General features: G+C 52.8%; 13 protein-coding genes and 5 tRNA genes. 13 read left to right on the top strand and 5 right to left on the bottom strand.

Annotated elements, in window-relative coordinates; all coding sequences use genetic code 11:
• Nucleotides 1-87 precede the first annotated feature (87 nt).
• From alaS to JKP81_RS16355, 13 genes are all read left to right on the top strand, one after another.
• Complete coding sequence (alaS, locus tag JKP81_RS16295; RefSeq protein ID WP_200552546.1) at nucleotides 88-2718, top strand: alanine--tRNA ligase; 2631 nt, start codon at nucleotides 88-90, stop codon at nucleotides 2716-2718.
• A 238-nt stretch (nucleotides 2719-2956) separates the two neighbouring features.
• Entirely contained in the window at nucleotides 2957-3142 is a 186-nt protein-coding gene (gene csrA / locus JKP81_RS16300) for a carbon storage regulator CsrA (protein WP_007370562.1), read from the top strand.
• A gap of 339 nt (nucleotides 3143-3481) precedes the next feature.
• A tRNA-Ser gene (locus tag JKP81_RS16305) sits at nucleotides 3482-3574 on the top strand.
• 4 nt (nucleotides 3575-3578) lie between these two features.
• Nucleotides 3579-3655: transfer RNA gene (locus JKP81_RS16310), tRNA-Arg, on the top strand.
• Between the two features lie 62 nt (nucleotides 3656-3717).
• Nucleotides 3718-3794, top strand: a tRNA-Arg gene (locus JKP81_RS16315).
• Between the two features lie 62 nt (nucleotides 3795-3856).
• Nucleotides 3857-3933, top strand: a tRNA-Arg gene (locus JKP81_RS16320).
• Between the two features lie 174 nt (nucleotides 3934-4107).
• Nucleotides 4108-4184: transfer RNA gene (locus tag JKP81_RS16325), tRNA-Arg, on the top strand.
• Between the two features lie 266 nt (nucleotides 4185-4450).
• Nucleotides 4451-5017, top strand: coding sequence for a fructose-1-phosphate/6-phosphogluconate phosphatase (gene yqaB, locus JKP81_RS16330; protein ID WP_200552593.1), 567 nt, complete (start codon nucleotides 4451-4453; stop codon nucleotides 5015-5017).
• Complete coding sequence (locus JKP81_RS16335) at nucleotides 5014-5442, top strand: YqaA family protein (RefSeq protein ID WP_097407351.1); 429 nt, start codon at nucleotides 5014-5016, stop codon at nucleotides 5440-5442. Before yqaB ends, JKP81_RS16335 begins: the two co-directional genes overlap by 4 nt.
• Before the next feature lie 80 nt (nucleotides 5443-5522).
• Nucleotides 5523-7067 carry a glutamate--cysteine ligase gene (gene gshA / locus JKP81_RS16340; protein ID WP_200552547.1) on the top strand — a complete coding sequence of 515 codons (1545 nt, stop codon included), beginning with the start codon at nucleotides 5523-5525 and terminating at the stop codon, nucleotides 7065-7067.
• 153 nt (nucleotides 7068-7220) lie between these two features.
• A complete protein-coding gene (gene luxS, locus JKP81_RS16345; protein WP_200552548.1) occupies nucleotides 7221-7736 on the top strand; it encodes an S-ribosylhomocysteine lyase in 516 nt (171 codons plus the stop codon).
• 365 nt (nucleotides 7737-8101) lie between these two features.
• On the top strand, nucleotides 8102-8386 hold the full coding sequence (locus tag JKP81_RS16350) for a hypothetical protein (RefSeq protein WP_200552549.1): 285 nt from the start codon (nucleotides 8102-8104) through the stop codon (nucleotides 8384-8386).
• 254 nt (nucleotides 8387-8640) lie between these two features.
• A complete protein-coding gene (locus tag JKP81_RS16355; protein ID WP_370568888.1) occupies nucleotides 8641-10419 on the top strand; it encodes an FKBP-type peptidyl-prolyl cis-trans isomerase N-terminal domain-containing protein in 1779 nt (592 codons plus the stop codon).
• 51 nt (nucleotides 10420-10470) lie between these two features.
• Here the strand turns inward: JKP81_RS16355 and emrB are convergent, their stop codons facing one another.
• From emrB to JKP81_RS16380, 5 genes are all read right to left on the bottom strand, one after another.
• A complete protein-coding gene (gene emrB, locus JKP81_RS16360; RefSeq protein ID WP_200552551.1) occupies nucleotides 10471-12003 on the bottom strand; it encodes a multidrug efflux MFS transporter permease subunit EmrB in 1533 nt (510 codons plus the stop codon).
• Nucleotides 12004-12018: 15 nt separating this feature from the next.
• Nucleotides 12019-13263 (bottom strand): multidrug efflux MFS transporter periplasmic adaptor subunit EmrA, encoded by a 1245-nt coding sequence (gene emrA / locus JKP81_RS16365; RefSeq protein WP_370568891.1) that lies wholly within the window; start codon nucleotides 13261-13263, stop codon nucleotides 12019-12021.
• A gap of 50 nt (nucleotides 13264-13313) precedes the next feature.
• Entirely contained in the window at nucleotides 13314-13844 is a 531-nt protein-coding gene (mprA, locus tag JKP81_RS16370; RefSeq protein WP_200552553.1) for a transcriptional repressor MprA, read from the bottom strand.
• A gap of 90 nt (nucleotides 13845-13934) precedes the next feature.
• Nucleotides 13935-14270, bottom strand: coding sequence for an L-valine transporter subunit YgaH (gene ygaH / locus JKP81_RS16375; protein WP_200552554.1), 336 nt, complete (start codon nucleotides 14268-14270; stop codon nucleotides 13935-13937).
• Nucleotides 14260-15006, bottom strand: coding sequence for an AzlC family ABC transporter permease (locus JKP81_RS16380; protein WP_200552555.1), 747 nt, complete (start codon nucleotides 15004-15006; stop codon nucleotides 14260-14262). Before JKP81_RS16380 ends, ygaH begins: the two co-directional genes overlap by 11 nt.
• Nucleotides 15007-15117 lie beyond the last annotated feature (111 nt).

Consider the following 15117-nt stretch of genomic DNA (forward strand, 5'->3'; position numbering starts at 1 on the left):
ATTCCCACTTTTTCCAGTAGCTGGCGTGTTTTCCATGTATGGCAACGGCCGGTTACCACATTTCGTTAGCTTGATTTCAGGATAATTATGAGCAAGAGCACCGCTGAGATCCGTCAGGCGTTTCTCGATTTTTTCCATAGTAAGGGACATCAGGTAGTTGCCAGCAGCTCCCTGGTACCGAATAACGACCCGACTCTGCTGTTTACCAACGCCGGGATGAACCAGTTCAAGGATGTATTCCTTGGGCTCGACAAACGTAATTATTCCCGCGCTACCACAGCACAGCGTTGCGTTCGTGCTGGTGGTAAACACAACGACCTGGAAAACGTCGGTTACACCGCACGCCATCACACATTCTTTGAAATGCTGGGCAACTTTAGCTTCGGCGACTACTTCAAACATGATGCTATTCAGTACGCGTGGGAACTGCTGACCGGTGAGAACTGGTTCAACCTGCCGAAAGAGCGTCTGTGGGTGACGGTATACGAAACGGACGACGAAGCGTACGAAATCTGGGAAAAAGAAGTGGGCGTGCCGCGCGAGCGCATTATTCGCATCGGTGATAACAAAGGTGCCGCTTACGCCTCTGACAACTTCTGGCAGATGGGCGATACCGGCCCGTGCGGCCCGTGCACCGAGATTTTCTACGATCACGGCGACCATATCTGGGGTGGCCCTCCGGGCAGCCCGGAAGAAGACGGCGATCGCTATATCGAAATCTGGAACATCGTCTTTATGCAGTTCAACCGCCAGGCTGATGGCACCATGGAACCGCTGCCGAAGCCGTCCGTGGATACCGGTATGGGCCTGGAACGCGTTGCCGCAGTGCTGCAACATGTGAATTCCAACTACGAAATTGACCTGTTCGCGAAGCTGATTCAGGCGGTGGCAAACGTGACCGGCGCGACCGATTTGGGTAACAAATCCCTGCGCGTAATCGCTGACCACATCCGTTCCTGCGCCTTCCTGATTGCCGATGGCGTCATTCCGTCGAACGAAAACCGTGGCTATGTACTGCGTCGTATCATTCGTCGTGCGATTCGTCATGGCAACATGCTGGGCGCGAAGGACACCTTCTTCTATAAGCTGGTTGGCCCGCTGATCGCGGTAATGGGTTCCGCCGGGGAAGATCTGCAACGCCAACAGGCTCAGGTTGAGCAGGTTCTGAAAACCGAAGAAGAGCAATTTGCACGTACGCTGGAGCGCGGTCTGGCACTGCTGGACGAAGAGCTGGCAAAACTGAAAGGCGACACGCTGGACGGGGAGACCGCTTTCCGCCTGTACGACACTTATGGCTTCCCGGTGGATTTAACCGCCGATGTTTGTCGTGAGCGTAACCTGAAAGTTGACGAAGCAGGTTTTGAAGCCGCGATGGAAGAGCAACGCCGTCGCGCACGCGAATCCAGCGGTTTCGGCGCAGATTACAACGCAATGATCCGCGTTGATGGCGCGTCAGAATTTAAAGGCTATGACCATCTGGAACTGAACGGCAAAGTGACTGCGCTGTTTGTCGACGGTAAGCCGGTGAATGCGATTGCTGCAGGTCAGGAAGCGGTGGTTGTTCTCGATGAGACGCCGTTCTACGCCGAGTCTGGCGGCCAGGTGGGCGACAAAGGCGAACTGAAAGGTAATGGCTTTGCCTTTGCCGTACAGGATACGCAGAAATACGGTCAGGCGATTGGTCATCTCGGTAAGCTGAATAGCGGTTCGTTGAAAGTCGGCGACGGTGTGAAAGCGGAAGTCGATGAAGTGCGCCGTGCGCGTATTCGTCTGAACCACTCTGCCACACACCTGATGCATGCCGCGCTGCGCGATGTGCTCGGTACGCATGTGGCGCAGAAAGGCTCGCTGGTAAACGACAAAGCGTTGCGTTTTGACTTCTCCCATTTTGAAGCCATGAAACCATCGGAAATCCGTGCGGTAGAAGATCTGGTGAACGCGCAAATTCGCCGTAACCTGCCAATCGAAACCAACATCATGGATCTGGAAGCGGCAAAAGCGAATGGTGCAATGGCGTTGTTTGGCGAGAAATACGAAGATCGCGTGCGCGTGCTGCGCATGGGGGATTTCTCGACTGAGCTCTGCGGCGGCACACATGCTTCCCGCACCGGTGATATAGGTCTGTTCCGTATTGTGTCTGAATCCGGCACGGCGGCGGGCGTGCGCCGTATCGAAGCGGTAACCGGTGAAGGCGCGATTGCCAGCCTGCATGCGCAGAGTGACCAGTTGCATGATGTCGCGCAGTTGCTGAAAGGCGATAGCCAGAACCTTGGCGATAAAGTGCGTACTGTTATTGAACGTACTCGCCAGCTGGAAAAAGAGTTGCAGCAGCTTAAAGAGCAGGCCGCGGCGCAGGAGAGCGCTAACCTGTCCGGTAAAGCGATTGATCTTAACGGCGTCAAACTGCTGGTTAGCGAGCTCGCTGGCGTCGAGCCGAAGATGCTGCGTACCATGGTGGACGATCTGAAAAACCAACTGGGTGATTCAGTGATTGTGCTTGCCACCGTGGCGGAAGGAAAAGTTTCCCTGATTGCGGGTGTGTCGAAGGATGTGACCGACCGTGTGAAGGCCGGGGAATTGATCGGTATGGTTGCCCAGCAGGTTGGGGGTAAAGGTGGCGGACGTCCGGATATGGCGCAAGCTGGCGGTACTGACGCAGCCGCACTGCCTGCCGCTCTCGCCAGTGTAAAAGACTGGGTAAGCGCTAAACTGTCATAATTACAAAGCGAAAGCAGACGCCATAACCTTGCGGTTATGGCGTTGTTGCCACTACGCTATTGATAACGATAAAGTCAGGTTAAAGTCTTGTATATCGGCTAAACTTAGGTTTAACAGAATGTAATGCCGTGACTGCTTACACTTAGGTGTTTGTCATCGCTTACTTTTTGGCGTTATATGATGGATAATGCCGGGATACAGAGAGACCCGACTCTTTTAATCTTTCAAGGAGCAAAGAATGCTGATTCTGACTCGTCGAGTTGGTGAAACCCTCATGATTGGGGATGAGGTCACTGTGACTGTATTAGGGGTTAAGGGTAACCAGGTTCGTATCGGCGTTAACGCCCCTAAAGAAGTTTCCGTTCACCGTGAAGAGATCTACCAGCGTATCCAGGCTGAAAAATCACAGCAGTCGAACTACTGATGCTATTATCGCGTCTCGCTGTTTCCCGGCGAGACGCAACACCTCCTCCTGATTTTCCCCTCGTTACGTTTCCTTTTTATTACATACTCGCTGTTTTCCTCTGTTACGCGCTTTTGGGCCGTGCATGTGTTTGCAATTTTTCTGCAGCGGAACGGCAGAAATTTTGCTGATAAAACATCCTTTTTGTCCTTTTTGCAGGCTAATTGCCTGCGAAGTGTGCAAACGATTCAGGGGCTGGAAAAAGTGTTTGACTTATAAGTCCCAGAAAGTAATATGTGCGCCACGCAGCGACGATGAGCCCTTAACAAGTTCTTCGAAGCACTCGAAAGAGGCGCGTGTGGTGAGGTGGCCGAGAGGCTGAAGGCGCTCCCCTGCTAAGGGAGTATGCGGTCAAAAGCTGCATCCGGGGTTCGAATCCCCGCCTCACCGCCATTTTGCATCCGTAGCTCAGCTGGATAGAGTACTCGGCTACGAACCGAGCGGTCGGAGGTTCGAATCCTCCCGGATGCACCATCTTGTTCAGTGTGGCGAGGTAACGCAGCACTGAATCAGCGTTGTAAAGTAAGTTTCCCGATGCATCCGTAGCTCAGCTGGATAGAGTACTCGGCTACGAACCGAGCGGTCGGAGGTTCGAATCCTCCCGGATGCACCATCTTGCTCAGTACGCCGATGACATGCAGATATGAATCTGTGTTGTAAAAAGCATTTTCCGATGCATCCGTAGCTCAGCTGGATAGAGTACTCGGCTACGAACCGAGCGGTCGGAGGTTCGAATCCTCCCGGATGCACCATCTTCTTGATACACCAGCCTATTTATTCTTTCAGTTTCGGCGAACATTGTTGCCGAAATCAGAAAGGATAGCTGCTGTTTCAGCAACGGTCTGAAGGTGAGATGAATCCGAGTTATCTTCCCGGATTTGTTTGTTCAAGAAGTTCTGAATCTGTAGCGTAAAACTTTTCCCGATGCATCCGTAGCTCAGCTGGATAGAGTACTCGGCTACGAACCGAGCGGTCGGAGGTTCGAATCCTCCCGGATGCACCATCTTCTGCAATACCCCCGTCGATTTATTCTCTCAGGTTTAGTGCATGTTTCTGCTGATACCAGCGAGAATAAAGCAGCTCAGACAATACCCTACAAGTTAAACAAAGCCATTCTCCAGACCGCATCGCCTGCGCAAAACACAAAACTTCGTCTCACCGGTACCCCGTCAAAATCATGCTTAACACAATGCTTCTCACTCGCTGGCAGCGACAAAAATCACTGTTTACGTTAAAGTAACTGTTTGTTATCCGCTTTGTGAGAACATGATGTACGAACGTTACGCTGGTCTGATTTTCGATATGGATGGCACTATTCTTGATACAGAGCCAACTCACCGTAAAGCCTGGCATGAAGTGCTCGGGCGTTATGGGATGCGTTTTGACGAACAGGCGATGATTGGGCTTAACGGCGCTCCAACCTGGCGTATCGCGCAATCCATTATTGAAGCTAACCAGGGCGATCTCGATCCTCATTTGTTGGCTCAGGAAAAAACGGCGATGGTAAAAGCGATGCTGCTGGACTCTGTTCGCCCATTACCGCTTATCGAGGTGGTGAAAGCGTGGCATGGTCGCCGTCCGATGTCTGTGGGAACGGGCAGCGAAAGCGCGATTGCGGAAGCGCTGCTGGCACATCTTGGACTGCGGGGATACTTTGACGCCGTTATCGCAGCCGATCATGTTAAACATCACAAACCCGCGCCCGATACTTTCCTGCTTTGTGCGCAAAGCATGGGGGTGGAACCGGCGCAATGCATTGTTTTCGAAGATGCAGATTTCGGGCTTAAGGCGGCGCGTGCAGCCGGTATGGACGTCGTGGACGTACGCTTATTGTGAGCGACACGCTGTCGCTATTGTCACTGTTTTCCAGCAGCTTTCTCAGCGCCACGCTGTTGCCTGGCAATTCTGAGGTCGTGCTGGTTGCAATGCTAATTTCTCACATTAGCCAGCCCTGGCTTCTTGTTGTAATAGCAACAATGGGTAATAGCCTTGGAGGGCTGACTAACGTTATTCTTGGGCGTTTCTTCCCGCAGCGTAAGACATCGCGCTGGCAGGAAAAAGCGACTGACTGGCTTAAACGATACGGCGCGGCAGCGCTGTTGTTAAGCTGGGTGCCTGTTATAGGCGACTTGCTGTGCCTGCTGGCAGGATGGATGCGCTTGTCGTGGGGGCCGGTAGTGATTTTTTTATGCCTTGGCAAAGCGTTGCGCTATCTGGCGATCGCCTTTGTGACGCTGCAGGGTATGACGTGGTGGCACTAATTGGACTGAGTGAGTGACCTTTAATCGTCAACCATTACAATTATGCTTAATAAAATGATTATGACAGGCGGGAGGTCAATTTGATCCCGGACGTATCACAGGCGCTGTCCTGGCTGGAAAAACATCCTCAAGCTTTGAAGGGGATACAACGCGGTCTTGAGCGTGAAACGCTGCGCGTAAATGCGGATGGCTCTCTGGCAACTACGGGTCACGCGGCTGCGCTTGGCTCAGCACTGACCCATAAATGGATCACCACCGATTTTGCTGAAGCGCTGCTGGAATTTATCACTCCGGTAGATGGCGATATCGATCATATGCTGACCATCATGCGTGATATTCACCGCTACACTGCGCGCCAGATAGGCGACGAACGCATGTGGCCGTTGAGCATGCCGTGCTATATCAAAGATGGTCAGGATATTGAGCTGGCGCAGTATGGCACGTCCAATATCGGTCGCCTGAAAACGCTCTACCGCGAAGGGCTGAAAAATCGCTATGGCGCGCTGATGCAAACCATTTCCGGTGTGCATTACAATTTCTCGCTGCCGATGGCTTTCTGGGAAGCGAAAAACGGCAGTACGGATAAAGAATCGGTATCGGAAGGTTATTTTCGCCTCATCCGCAATTACTACCGGTTTGGCTGGGTGATCCCGTATCTGTTTGGCGCTTCGCCAGCAATTTGCTCGTCGTTCCTGCAAGGGAAACCGACAACGCTGCCGTTTGAGAAAACACCGAACGGTATGTACTACTTGCCGTATGCGACCTCATTACGCCTGAGCGATCTTGGGTACACCAATAAATCGCAAAGCAATCTAGGTATTACCTTCAATAACCTGCATGACTATGTGGTGGCGTTGAAGCGCGCCATCAAAACGCCTTCTGAGGAATACGCCAAAATTGGTCTGAAGAAAGAGGGCAAATACTTACAGATCAACACCAATATTCTGCAGATTGAAAACGAGTTGTATGCACCCATTCGCCCGAAACGTGTAACCCGTAGCGGCGAAACACCCTCGGATGCGTTGCTGCGTGGCGGCATTGAATACATCGAAGTGCGTTCCCTGGATATCAATCCGTTCACCGCCATTGGCGTTGACGAGCAGCAAGTGCGTTTCCTCGATCTGTTTATGGTCTGGTGCGTGCTGGCTGATGCGCCAGAAATGAGCAGCGATGAATTGCTGTGCACCCGTACTAACTGGAATCGCGTGATTCTGGAAGGGCGTAAACCTGGTTTGACGCTCGGAATGGGTTGTGAAACCGCACAGTTCCCGCTCGCTCAGGTCGGTAAGGATCTGTTTAGCGATCTGAAACGTGTAGCGCAGACGCTGGATGGCGTGTACGGTGGCGAAGAGTACGAAAAAGTGTGTAACCAGTTGGTTGCCAGCTTCGACGATCCGGAATTGACATTTTCTGCGCGCATTCTGCGCTCAATGATTGATAATGGTATTGGCGGCACGGGGAAAGCCCTGGGCGATCAGTACCGGTCGCAGCTGCGTGAAGAGCCACTGGAAATTTTGCTTGAGGAAGATTTTATCGCCGAGCGCAAAGCGTCGCTGGCGCGTCAGGCAGAGGTTGAAGCCGGAGATTCGGAGTCATTCGAGGCGTTACTCGCGCGCCACGCCTGATACAAAAGAAAAAGGCCACATCTCTGTGGCCAAAATTTCATCTCTGAAGTTCAGGGATGATGATAACAAATGCGCGTCTTTCATATACTCAGACTCGCACGGGAAAAAAGAGTTCATTTTATTTTTAAAAAAATCACTGTCGGAGGTGACTAAATGCCATTATTGGATAGCTTCACTGTCGATCATACCCGTATGGAAGCGCCAGCAGTCCGTGTTGCCAAGACTATGGACACGCCGCACGGCGACACCATTACCGTATTCGACCTGCGTTTCTGTGTACCGAACAAAAAAGTGATGCCGGAAAAAGGTATCCATACGCTGGAACATCTGTTCGCCGGTTTTATGCGTAACCACCTCAACGGCAACGGCGTTGAGATCATCGACATCTCTCCGATGGGTTGCCGCACCGGTTTCTACATGAGCCTGATCGGTACGCCGGACGAGCAGCGCGTCGCCGATGCCTGGAAAGCGGCGATGGCAGATGTCCTGAAAGTAAAAGAGCAGAATCAGATCCCGGAACTGAATATTTATCAGTGCGGGACATACCAAATGCACTCTCTGGAAGAAGCGCAAGAAATCGCGCGTCACATCCTCGATCGCGATGTTCGCGTTAACAGCAACGAAGAACTCGCCCTGCCGAAAGAGAAATTGCAGGAACTGCACATCTAGTTTCCCCATGCCGCCTTTCTGCCTGGAAGGCGGCATTATTATTTTATCCGCACATTTTCATATTCTATTCATTCAGTGAAAGTATTGTATTTCATTACTTATAATGAAATTATGATGTATCAATAATATCCATTCAGGCTGTGTGGCTTCTTGTTGTTATTTAAATTCCGGCGTGATAGTTTTCACCCCTGTTGTTATTTGACGGATATTTCCCGTTTAATTTATTTATCAACTGAATGCAATTCAGTGAATTGATATGCCTGAATGATGAGGATATTATGCGGCGTTCACACTCTTATCTTTTATGTCTTTCCTTCGTTTTACCCTTTACATTAGCGGGTTGTGTTAAATCAACGGTGCCCTCCGTGGTGAAGGATGCGCCGCAGAAACAGCAGGCGCAGCAATGTTACGAGCTTCTGACTGCCTTAAAAGGTCTGGATAATTCCGCATTTGAAACTTACAAACAGCAATTTAATACAATTAATAAAAGCTATGAAATCTACAAGCGAAATCGATCAATAATTGATAAGAACTCTGCGGAAATAATGAAATCCGAAATTGATAGTAAGATTGAAGTGGTTTGCTCGCGCGTGCGCAGCGCGGTATTCACTAATATGTCCAGTCGCGCAAATGCCCTGAAACAGTTATGAGAAAACTATTTTATTCATCTGCTGTGCTGTTATCGGCTATATCAACATCAGCCACCAGCGCTGAGCCTGCCTCATTACTCGACCGACTAAACGAGGAACACATAATATCAGCCGAGCCGCAGTCTCCGTTTACGGCGGACCACACTAGTACAGGCTCAGCTGCTACGTCTTCATCACAGGCTGCTGCTAAACAGCAGACTGCGCCCAAAAAAGCATCAAGTGATCAAGAAATCAGGTTACTGAAACGCAAACTCGTGGAGTTGCGGCGTGAAGCAGAAACGCTGCGCAAAAAACAGATCTCAGCAACGCCCATACAGCAAAAAAATAACGTAGGCGACGATAGCAAACAGCCGCCGCCGATCATTAGCAGTGAAAATAAGCAGCTACAACAACAGCTGCAGGCCAGCGAGAAGCAACTTGCCGAAGCGAATAATAAACGTGAAGAGGCAAATAATAACCTTGATGCCGCCGCGAAAAAGATGAGTGAGCAGGCGCTAAGTATTACGACATTGAAAGATGAGTTGCAGCAGCGCAGCGAAGAAAAAACGCAGGCGGAACAGCAGCTGGCGGAAGCGAAAAAGCAGGGCGCGGAACTCAGTGCGAAGCTGCAACAGGCGGCAACGAAAACCGCTGAGCAGGAAAAGCAGCTTGCCGAGGCGAATAAAAAACGCGACGAGATAACCAGCCAGCTCGCTGCCGCCACGAAACAGGCTGGCAGCCAGATATCGCAACTTGCCGCGCTGGAAGCAACGCTGAAACAGCGCAGCGAAGAAAAATTGCAGGCGGAACAGCAACTGGCGGAAGCGAAAAAGCAGGGCGCAGATCTCAGTGCGAAGCTGCAACAGGCGGCAACGAAAACCGCTGAGCAGGAAAAGCAGCTTGTCGAGGCGAATAAAAAGCGCGACGACGTCACCAGCCAGCTCGCAGCTGCCACGAAACAAACTGCCGGGCAGACATTGCAACTTGCCGCGCTGGAAGCGACGCTGAAACAGCGCAGCGAAGAAAAATCGCAGGCGGAACAGCAACAGGCGGAAGCGAAAAAGCAGGGTGCGGAGCTCAGTACAAAGCTGCAACAGGCGGCCATAAAAACTGCAGAACAGGAAAAGCAGCTTGCCGAGGCGAATAAACAGCGCGACGAGATAACCAGCCAGCTCGCTGCCGCCACCAAACAAGCCGCAGATCAACAAAGCCAGCTTGCCGATGTGGATAAAAAGCGCGATGAAATAACCGGTCAGTTGGCTGCTGCCACCAAACAAACGGCAGAGCAGGCATCGCACATTGCCGCGCTGGAAGCGAAATTAAAGCAGAGCGGCGAAGAGAAGGCGCAAATGGAACAGCAACTCGCTGCTGTGAAGAGTGCGCCAGCTGCGGCGGAAAATGGGGCGGGTAAAGCGAATTCACCGGCATTCTCGCTGGCGGCAGATAAGTCTCAACTTGCGCGCGTCAACTATGCCTGGGGCGTCTGGTTTGCGGCAAAAGTTCAGCTTGAAAGCGAAACGCTGAAAGACATTGGTCAACAATTTATGCCGCAGGCTTTTCTGCAAGGCTTGCAGGATAAATTTGCGGGCAGTCTGCAAATGCCGAATGCCGATCTGGAAAAGGTTCTCACTACGCTCAACAAGCAGGTAGACGATGCACGGCAACGCGAAATAACCCGAAACAAGAAGCAAGGGCAGCAGTTGCTTGCCGATGCGGCGAAGCTAAAGGGCGCGGTGCGGGCAGATAACGGCGTGGTCTATTTGGTTGAAAAACGTGGGCCAGGCGCCGCTATTGGCGATACCGATGTCATCCGTTTCAAAGTGGATGAAAAGGTCAGCTCCGGGCAGGTTCTCGCACAGAACGAAGTTAATACGGCGCGCGTGAGCGAACTGCCGATGGTGATGCGTGCTGGCGTAAAAAAACTGGTCGTGGGTGGCAGAGTGAAGATTTATGTTCCCACCGAGTTGGCTTACGGTGAGGAAGGAATACCTGGTGCGGTGCCGCCCGGCGTGACTTCCGTGATGACGCTGGAAGTTCTCGGCATTGAGAAGTAAAACAAGTCATTAGAAAAATCGCCTCCATCAGGAGGCGATTTGCTTTTCAGGTTAATGCGCGCCGCCGCCGCCGCCCGCGCCAAATGGCGGTTTCGCAAACCACACCAGCCCCAGCAAGATCAGGAACACCCCCGCAGAGAACCAGAAAATCTCATTAGCCGAGATAATCAGCCCCTGATTGGTTATCTGCTGCGCTATCCAGCCGGAAGCCTGTTGCTGCGACATGCCCATCCCCTGCAGCTGGTTATAAATTTCCTGCGAGTTCGGATTGTACGGGTTGACCGACTCCGTAAGCTGCGCATGGTGCATCGATTCCCGGTTCGTCCACAGCGTCGTGGTGATCGAGGTACCGATGGAGCCCGCCAGCGTACGCGCGAAGTTCGACAGGCTCGACGCCGCCGCCAGCCGTTCCGGTGGCAAACCGGAAAGAGTGATAGTCGTCAGCGGCATAAAGAAGCACGCCACCGCGAAACCCTGAATGAACTGAGGCCACGCCGAAGCGCCGAAATCCATGCCCGGTTCGAAGGTATACGCACGCCAGTAGAAGCACACCGCATACATAATAAAGCTGAACGTCACCAGACGGCGCATATCCAGCTTATGCGCGAAGCGGCCAATAATCGGCGACAACAGCACCGGGATCACGCCAACCGGCGCAGAAGCCAGCCCCGCCCAGGTCGCGGTGTAGCCATACACTTCCTGCAACAACTGCGGTAACAACACAATCGCGCCGAAGTAGAGCATATAGGCAAGGCTGATACACAAACAGCCGATGGTAAAGTTGCGCGACTTAAACAGCGACAGATCGACTATCGGGTTATCGTCGGTCAACTCCCACACCACCAGGAAACTTATCGACACCACGGCGACAATCGTCAGCACGATGATCTCCGTCGAGTTAAACCAGTCGAGCTCCTTACCCTGGTCGAGCATCACCTGCAGGCTACCGATACCGACGATCAGCAACGCCAGCCCTACGCCATCAATGCGCCGCTGCTCGGTACGCGTTTCGCGCCCACGCAGGCTTTGCAGCGTCAGCAACACCACCAGCGCACCGATCGGTACGTTGATAAAGAAGATCCAACCCCAGTGGTAGTTATCGCTGATATAGCCGCCGAGGATCGGCCCGCAAATCGGCGCGACGATCACCGTCATTGACCACAGCGCCAGCGCGATAGAGCGCTTGGCGGGCGGATAGTTGCTGAGCAACAAGCTCTGTGACAGCGGGATCAGCGGCCCGGCGACAATCCCCTGGATCACGCGAAAGAAGATAAGCATCCCCAGACTGTTGGAGACGCCGCAAGCCCAGGAGGCGATAGCGAAGGCGACGGTAGACCAGAGAAACAGCTTCACTTCCCCAACGCGTTTCGCCAGCCAGCCAGTGATCGGAATCGAGATAGCGTTCGCCACCCCGAACGAGGTGATCACCCACGTACCCTGGCTCAGCGAGGAGCCAAGGTTACCGGCAATAGTCGGAATAGCAACGTTAGCGATGGTCGAGTCCAGCACCTGCATGAAGGTCGCAAGCGACAACGCAATGGTCATAATGACCAGCTGCGCGCCTTCCAGCGGTTTCTGTTGCATTGCACTCACCTCAGATTAACCGGCGTTGGCTTTCACGATGTTTTCGATCAACGTGTTGACCGGTTCAAGGCTGATTTCCCGGGCATTGCTTTCATAAGCCGGGCTGGTGCGCACCTGGCTTGCCAGCACCTGACCTTCACGATCGGCGGTATCCACTTTCACCAGCGTGGAAAGACCAATACGCAGCGGATGATCGGCGAGCTGTTTTGCATCAAGCTCAATACGCACTGGCAGACGCTGAACCACTTTGATCCAGTTACCGGTGGCGTTTTGCGCAGGCAGCAGCGAGAACGCACTGCCGGTGCCCATATCCAGACCGACCACTCTACCGGTGTACTTCACTTCATCGCCGTAAATGTCGCTGATGATGGTGGCACTCTGACCAATACGCATATGCGCAAGCTGCGTCTCTTTAAAGTTCGCATCCACCCATAAATTGCTGGCCGGAACGACTGCCATCAACGCGGTCGACGTGGTGATCTGCGCGCCAGGCTGTACGGCACGGCGGGAAACGTAGCCGGTGATTGGGCTGACGATTTTGGTCCGTTGCAGCGCCAGCCAGCTATTGCGAACTTCGGTCGCTGCTTGTTTTACCGCAGGTTGATCTTCCAGACGGGTATCAAGCACGATGGCCTGGTTAGCGTTGTATTGCTGAATGGCGACATCCAGCTCTGCCTGTGCGCTGGCCACGGCGTCACGGGCGTGTTGCAGCTCTTCGCGGCCAATCAGGTTGGCACTGCCGAGCGGCACGCGGCGGTTAAAATCGCTCTGCGCCTGGGCGAGGGCGGTTTTTTTCAGCTCAATGCTCGCCTGCAGCTGTTTGCTGTTGATGATTGACTGGCGGGTCTGGCGCACGCTGCTTGCCAGCGCGGTTTGCGCTTTTTCAAACGCCTGCTGCGCATCTGTCGCATCCAGCGTCACCAGTACATCGCCCTGTTTAACGAAATCGGTGTTATCGGCCCAGACTTTCGTCACGCTGCCGGACACCTGCGCCATGATTTGCACCTGGTTCCCTGCCACGTACGCGTCATCGGTCTCCTCGACGTGACGCAGTACCAAAAACCAATAAATCCCGTATGCCACGGCAATAACAATAAAGAGCAAGGTCAGCAGAAGAAGGGTACTTTTACGTTTACCTTTCTTTTTGACCGGTTGCTGCGGGGTTTGACTCTCCGCATTTGCGCTCATGCTTTTCTCCACGATCTTCTTATTTTCATCCCGGCAAACGCCGGCCTGTTTTTGCCAAAAAAGCCAGTAGATACTGGCTCTTCAGTATTTTTATATCCTGGATATTCGAGCGTCTTATCGCGTTAGCGCAACGCCTCGAGAATGACGTCGTCTTCTTCCATCTGGTCGAGACGCGTCAGGAGTTTTCGGGTGATATGCTCAAGCTGATCTTTTTCGCCAACGCTCAGCGAAGACCAGAGTTGATGCAGGCAGTTATGCTGCGGGGGCAGAACCTGGCGCAGGAACTCATGACCTTTATCGGTCAACTGCAGGTGCAGACAGCGGCGATCGTTATCGCTTTCGCGACGCTCAATCCAGCCGCGCTTTTCCAGCTCATCGGCAATGCGTGTCGCATTGGTACGGGATGAGCCCAGCGCGCTACTCAGCTCAGAAGGCTGAATACTGTGATTTTCCTGGGATTCCAGGGTAATCAGCGCCATAAACAACGTCTCGTTAATGCCCTGCGCTTTCAGCATCTTATTGCGGTTTTCCAGCAGCTTGCCCTGCATATGCATACACAGGCGGGTTAACAGAATTTCCTGAAACGGGAAATCTTCATAGCGGCTGGCGCGAAACTTAAGCATTTGTTCAATGGGCGTAAACGAACTATCCATTTGGGTATAACCTCATTAATTGCAGTCGATATAGTAACGACAGTGACAAATAAAGTAAATGTATTATTTGTAGTAATAAATTTGCCTTATCTATGCTTCTGTCAGGAGTTTCCAGACGATTCCGTACGCGAAAGCGCTCAGTAGCGTGGGGATAATAATGCTGCGTGTTTTCCAGAAGCTCACGCCGAGCACGGCGAAACCGGTAAGCGTTGGCAACAGGCGGCGGCTGTCGGCGGCGATTTCCGGCACGCAGGAGACCACCAGCAGTGCGCAGATAGACGCGATGCCAATGGTGTCCAAAAATACACTGCTCACGCCGCGTTTCGCCGGGCGCGACTGTCCGGCGCGAAGACGCAACGGCAGATAACGGAATAAAAAATTGACGCAGCCCACCAGCAGACCGAGCAGCAGCACCTCATTGCGCATCAGGTGCTCCTTGATAAAACGCCTGTACCAGCGCGGCCAGGCAGCCGGCGAAAATCCCGGCCAGAATCGCGGCAGGAATGGAAAACAGCGTGACGCCCGCCAGTGCACCGAGCAGCGCTGCCGTGACGGCACTTATCTGGCGACGCTGGAACGAGGCGAGCAGGAAACTCATAAACAGCGCGGGCAACATAAACCCTAACGCCGATTCCACCGCCGGGTAACCATCCAGCAGTCCGTCGCCGGAAAACGCGCCCAGCACCGTGCCAGCCACCCAGGAAAGCCAGGAAAATAAGGCAATGCCGATCATCCAGTTTTCGCTCCAGCGGCGGTTATCACGCACCAGCTTCGCGGTGGCGGCGGCAAATACCTCATCCGTCAGGCCAAAAGCCCAGACGGCCGTTTTGCGGTTTTTGAGTGGTTGCAGAATACGGCTGCGTAGCGACGGGCCATACAGCACGTGGCGAACATCCATGGCCATTACGGTCAGCGCGGCAACCCATAATGCGCTACCTGCGGCAAGCATGGTGGTGATGACGAACTGACTGGCACCCGCATAAATAATGCAGGAGAAGAAAACGCTTTCGAGTGGGGTAAAACCGAGTTTGGTGGCATTCATGCCAAAGGCAAACGCAACGGGGACGTAGCTCAAAACGATGGGAAGGCTGTCTTTGATACCTTCCAGAAATGTCGCGCTCTGGTCAGACGTGCTCTTTGTTGCGGTTACTGAACTATCCATATCCATAATGTTTGTTATATATCACCCACGTTAATATAACCGGGATAAACAAGTCCCATAACCTTAACAGACTGAGTGACTCGTTAACACCCCGGTGTTCCTCCGAAACGT

The sequence above is a fragment of the Kosakonia sp. LAM2021 genome (assembly GCF_016620385.1).
In the GTDB taxonomy this organism is placed as follows: Bacteria; Pseudomonadota; Gammaproteobacteria; order Enterobacterales; family Enterobacteriaceae; genus Kosakonia; species Kosakonia sacchari.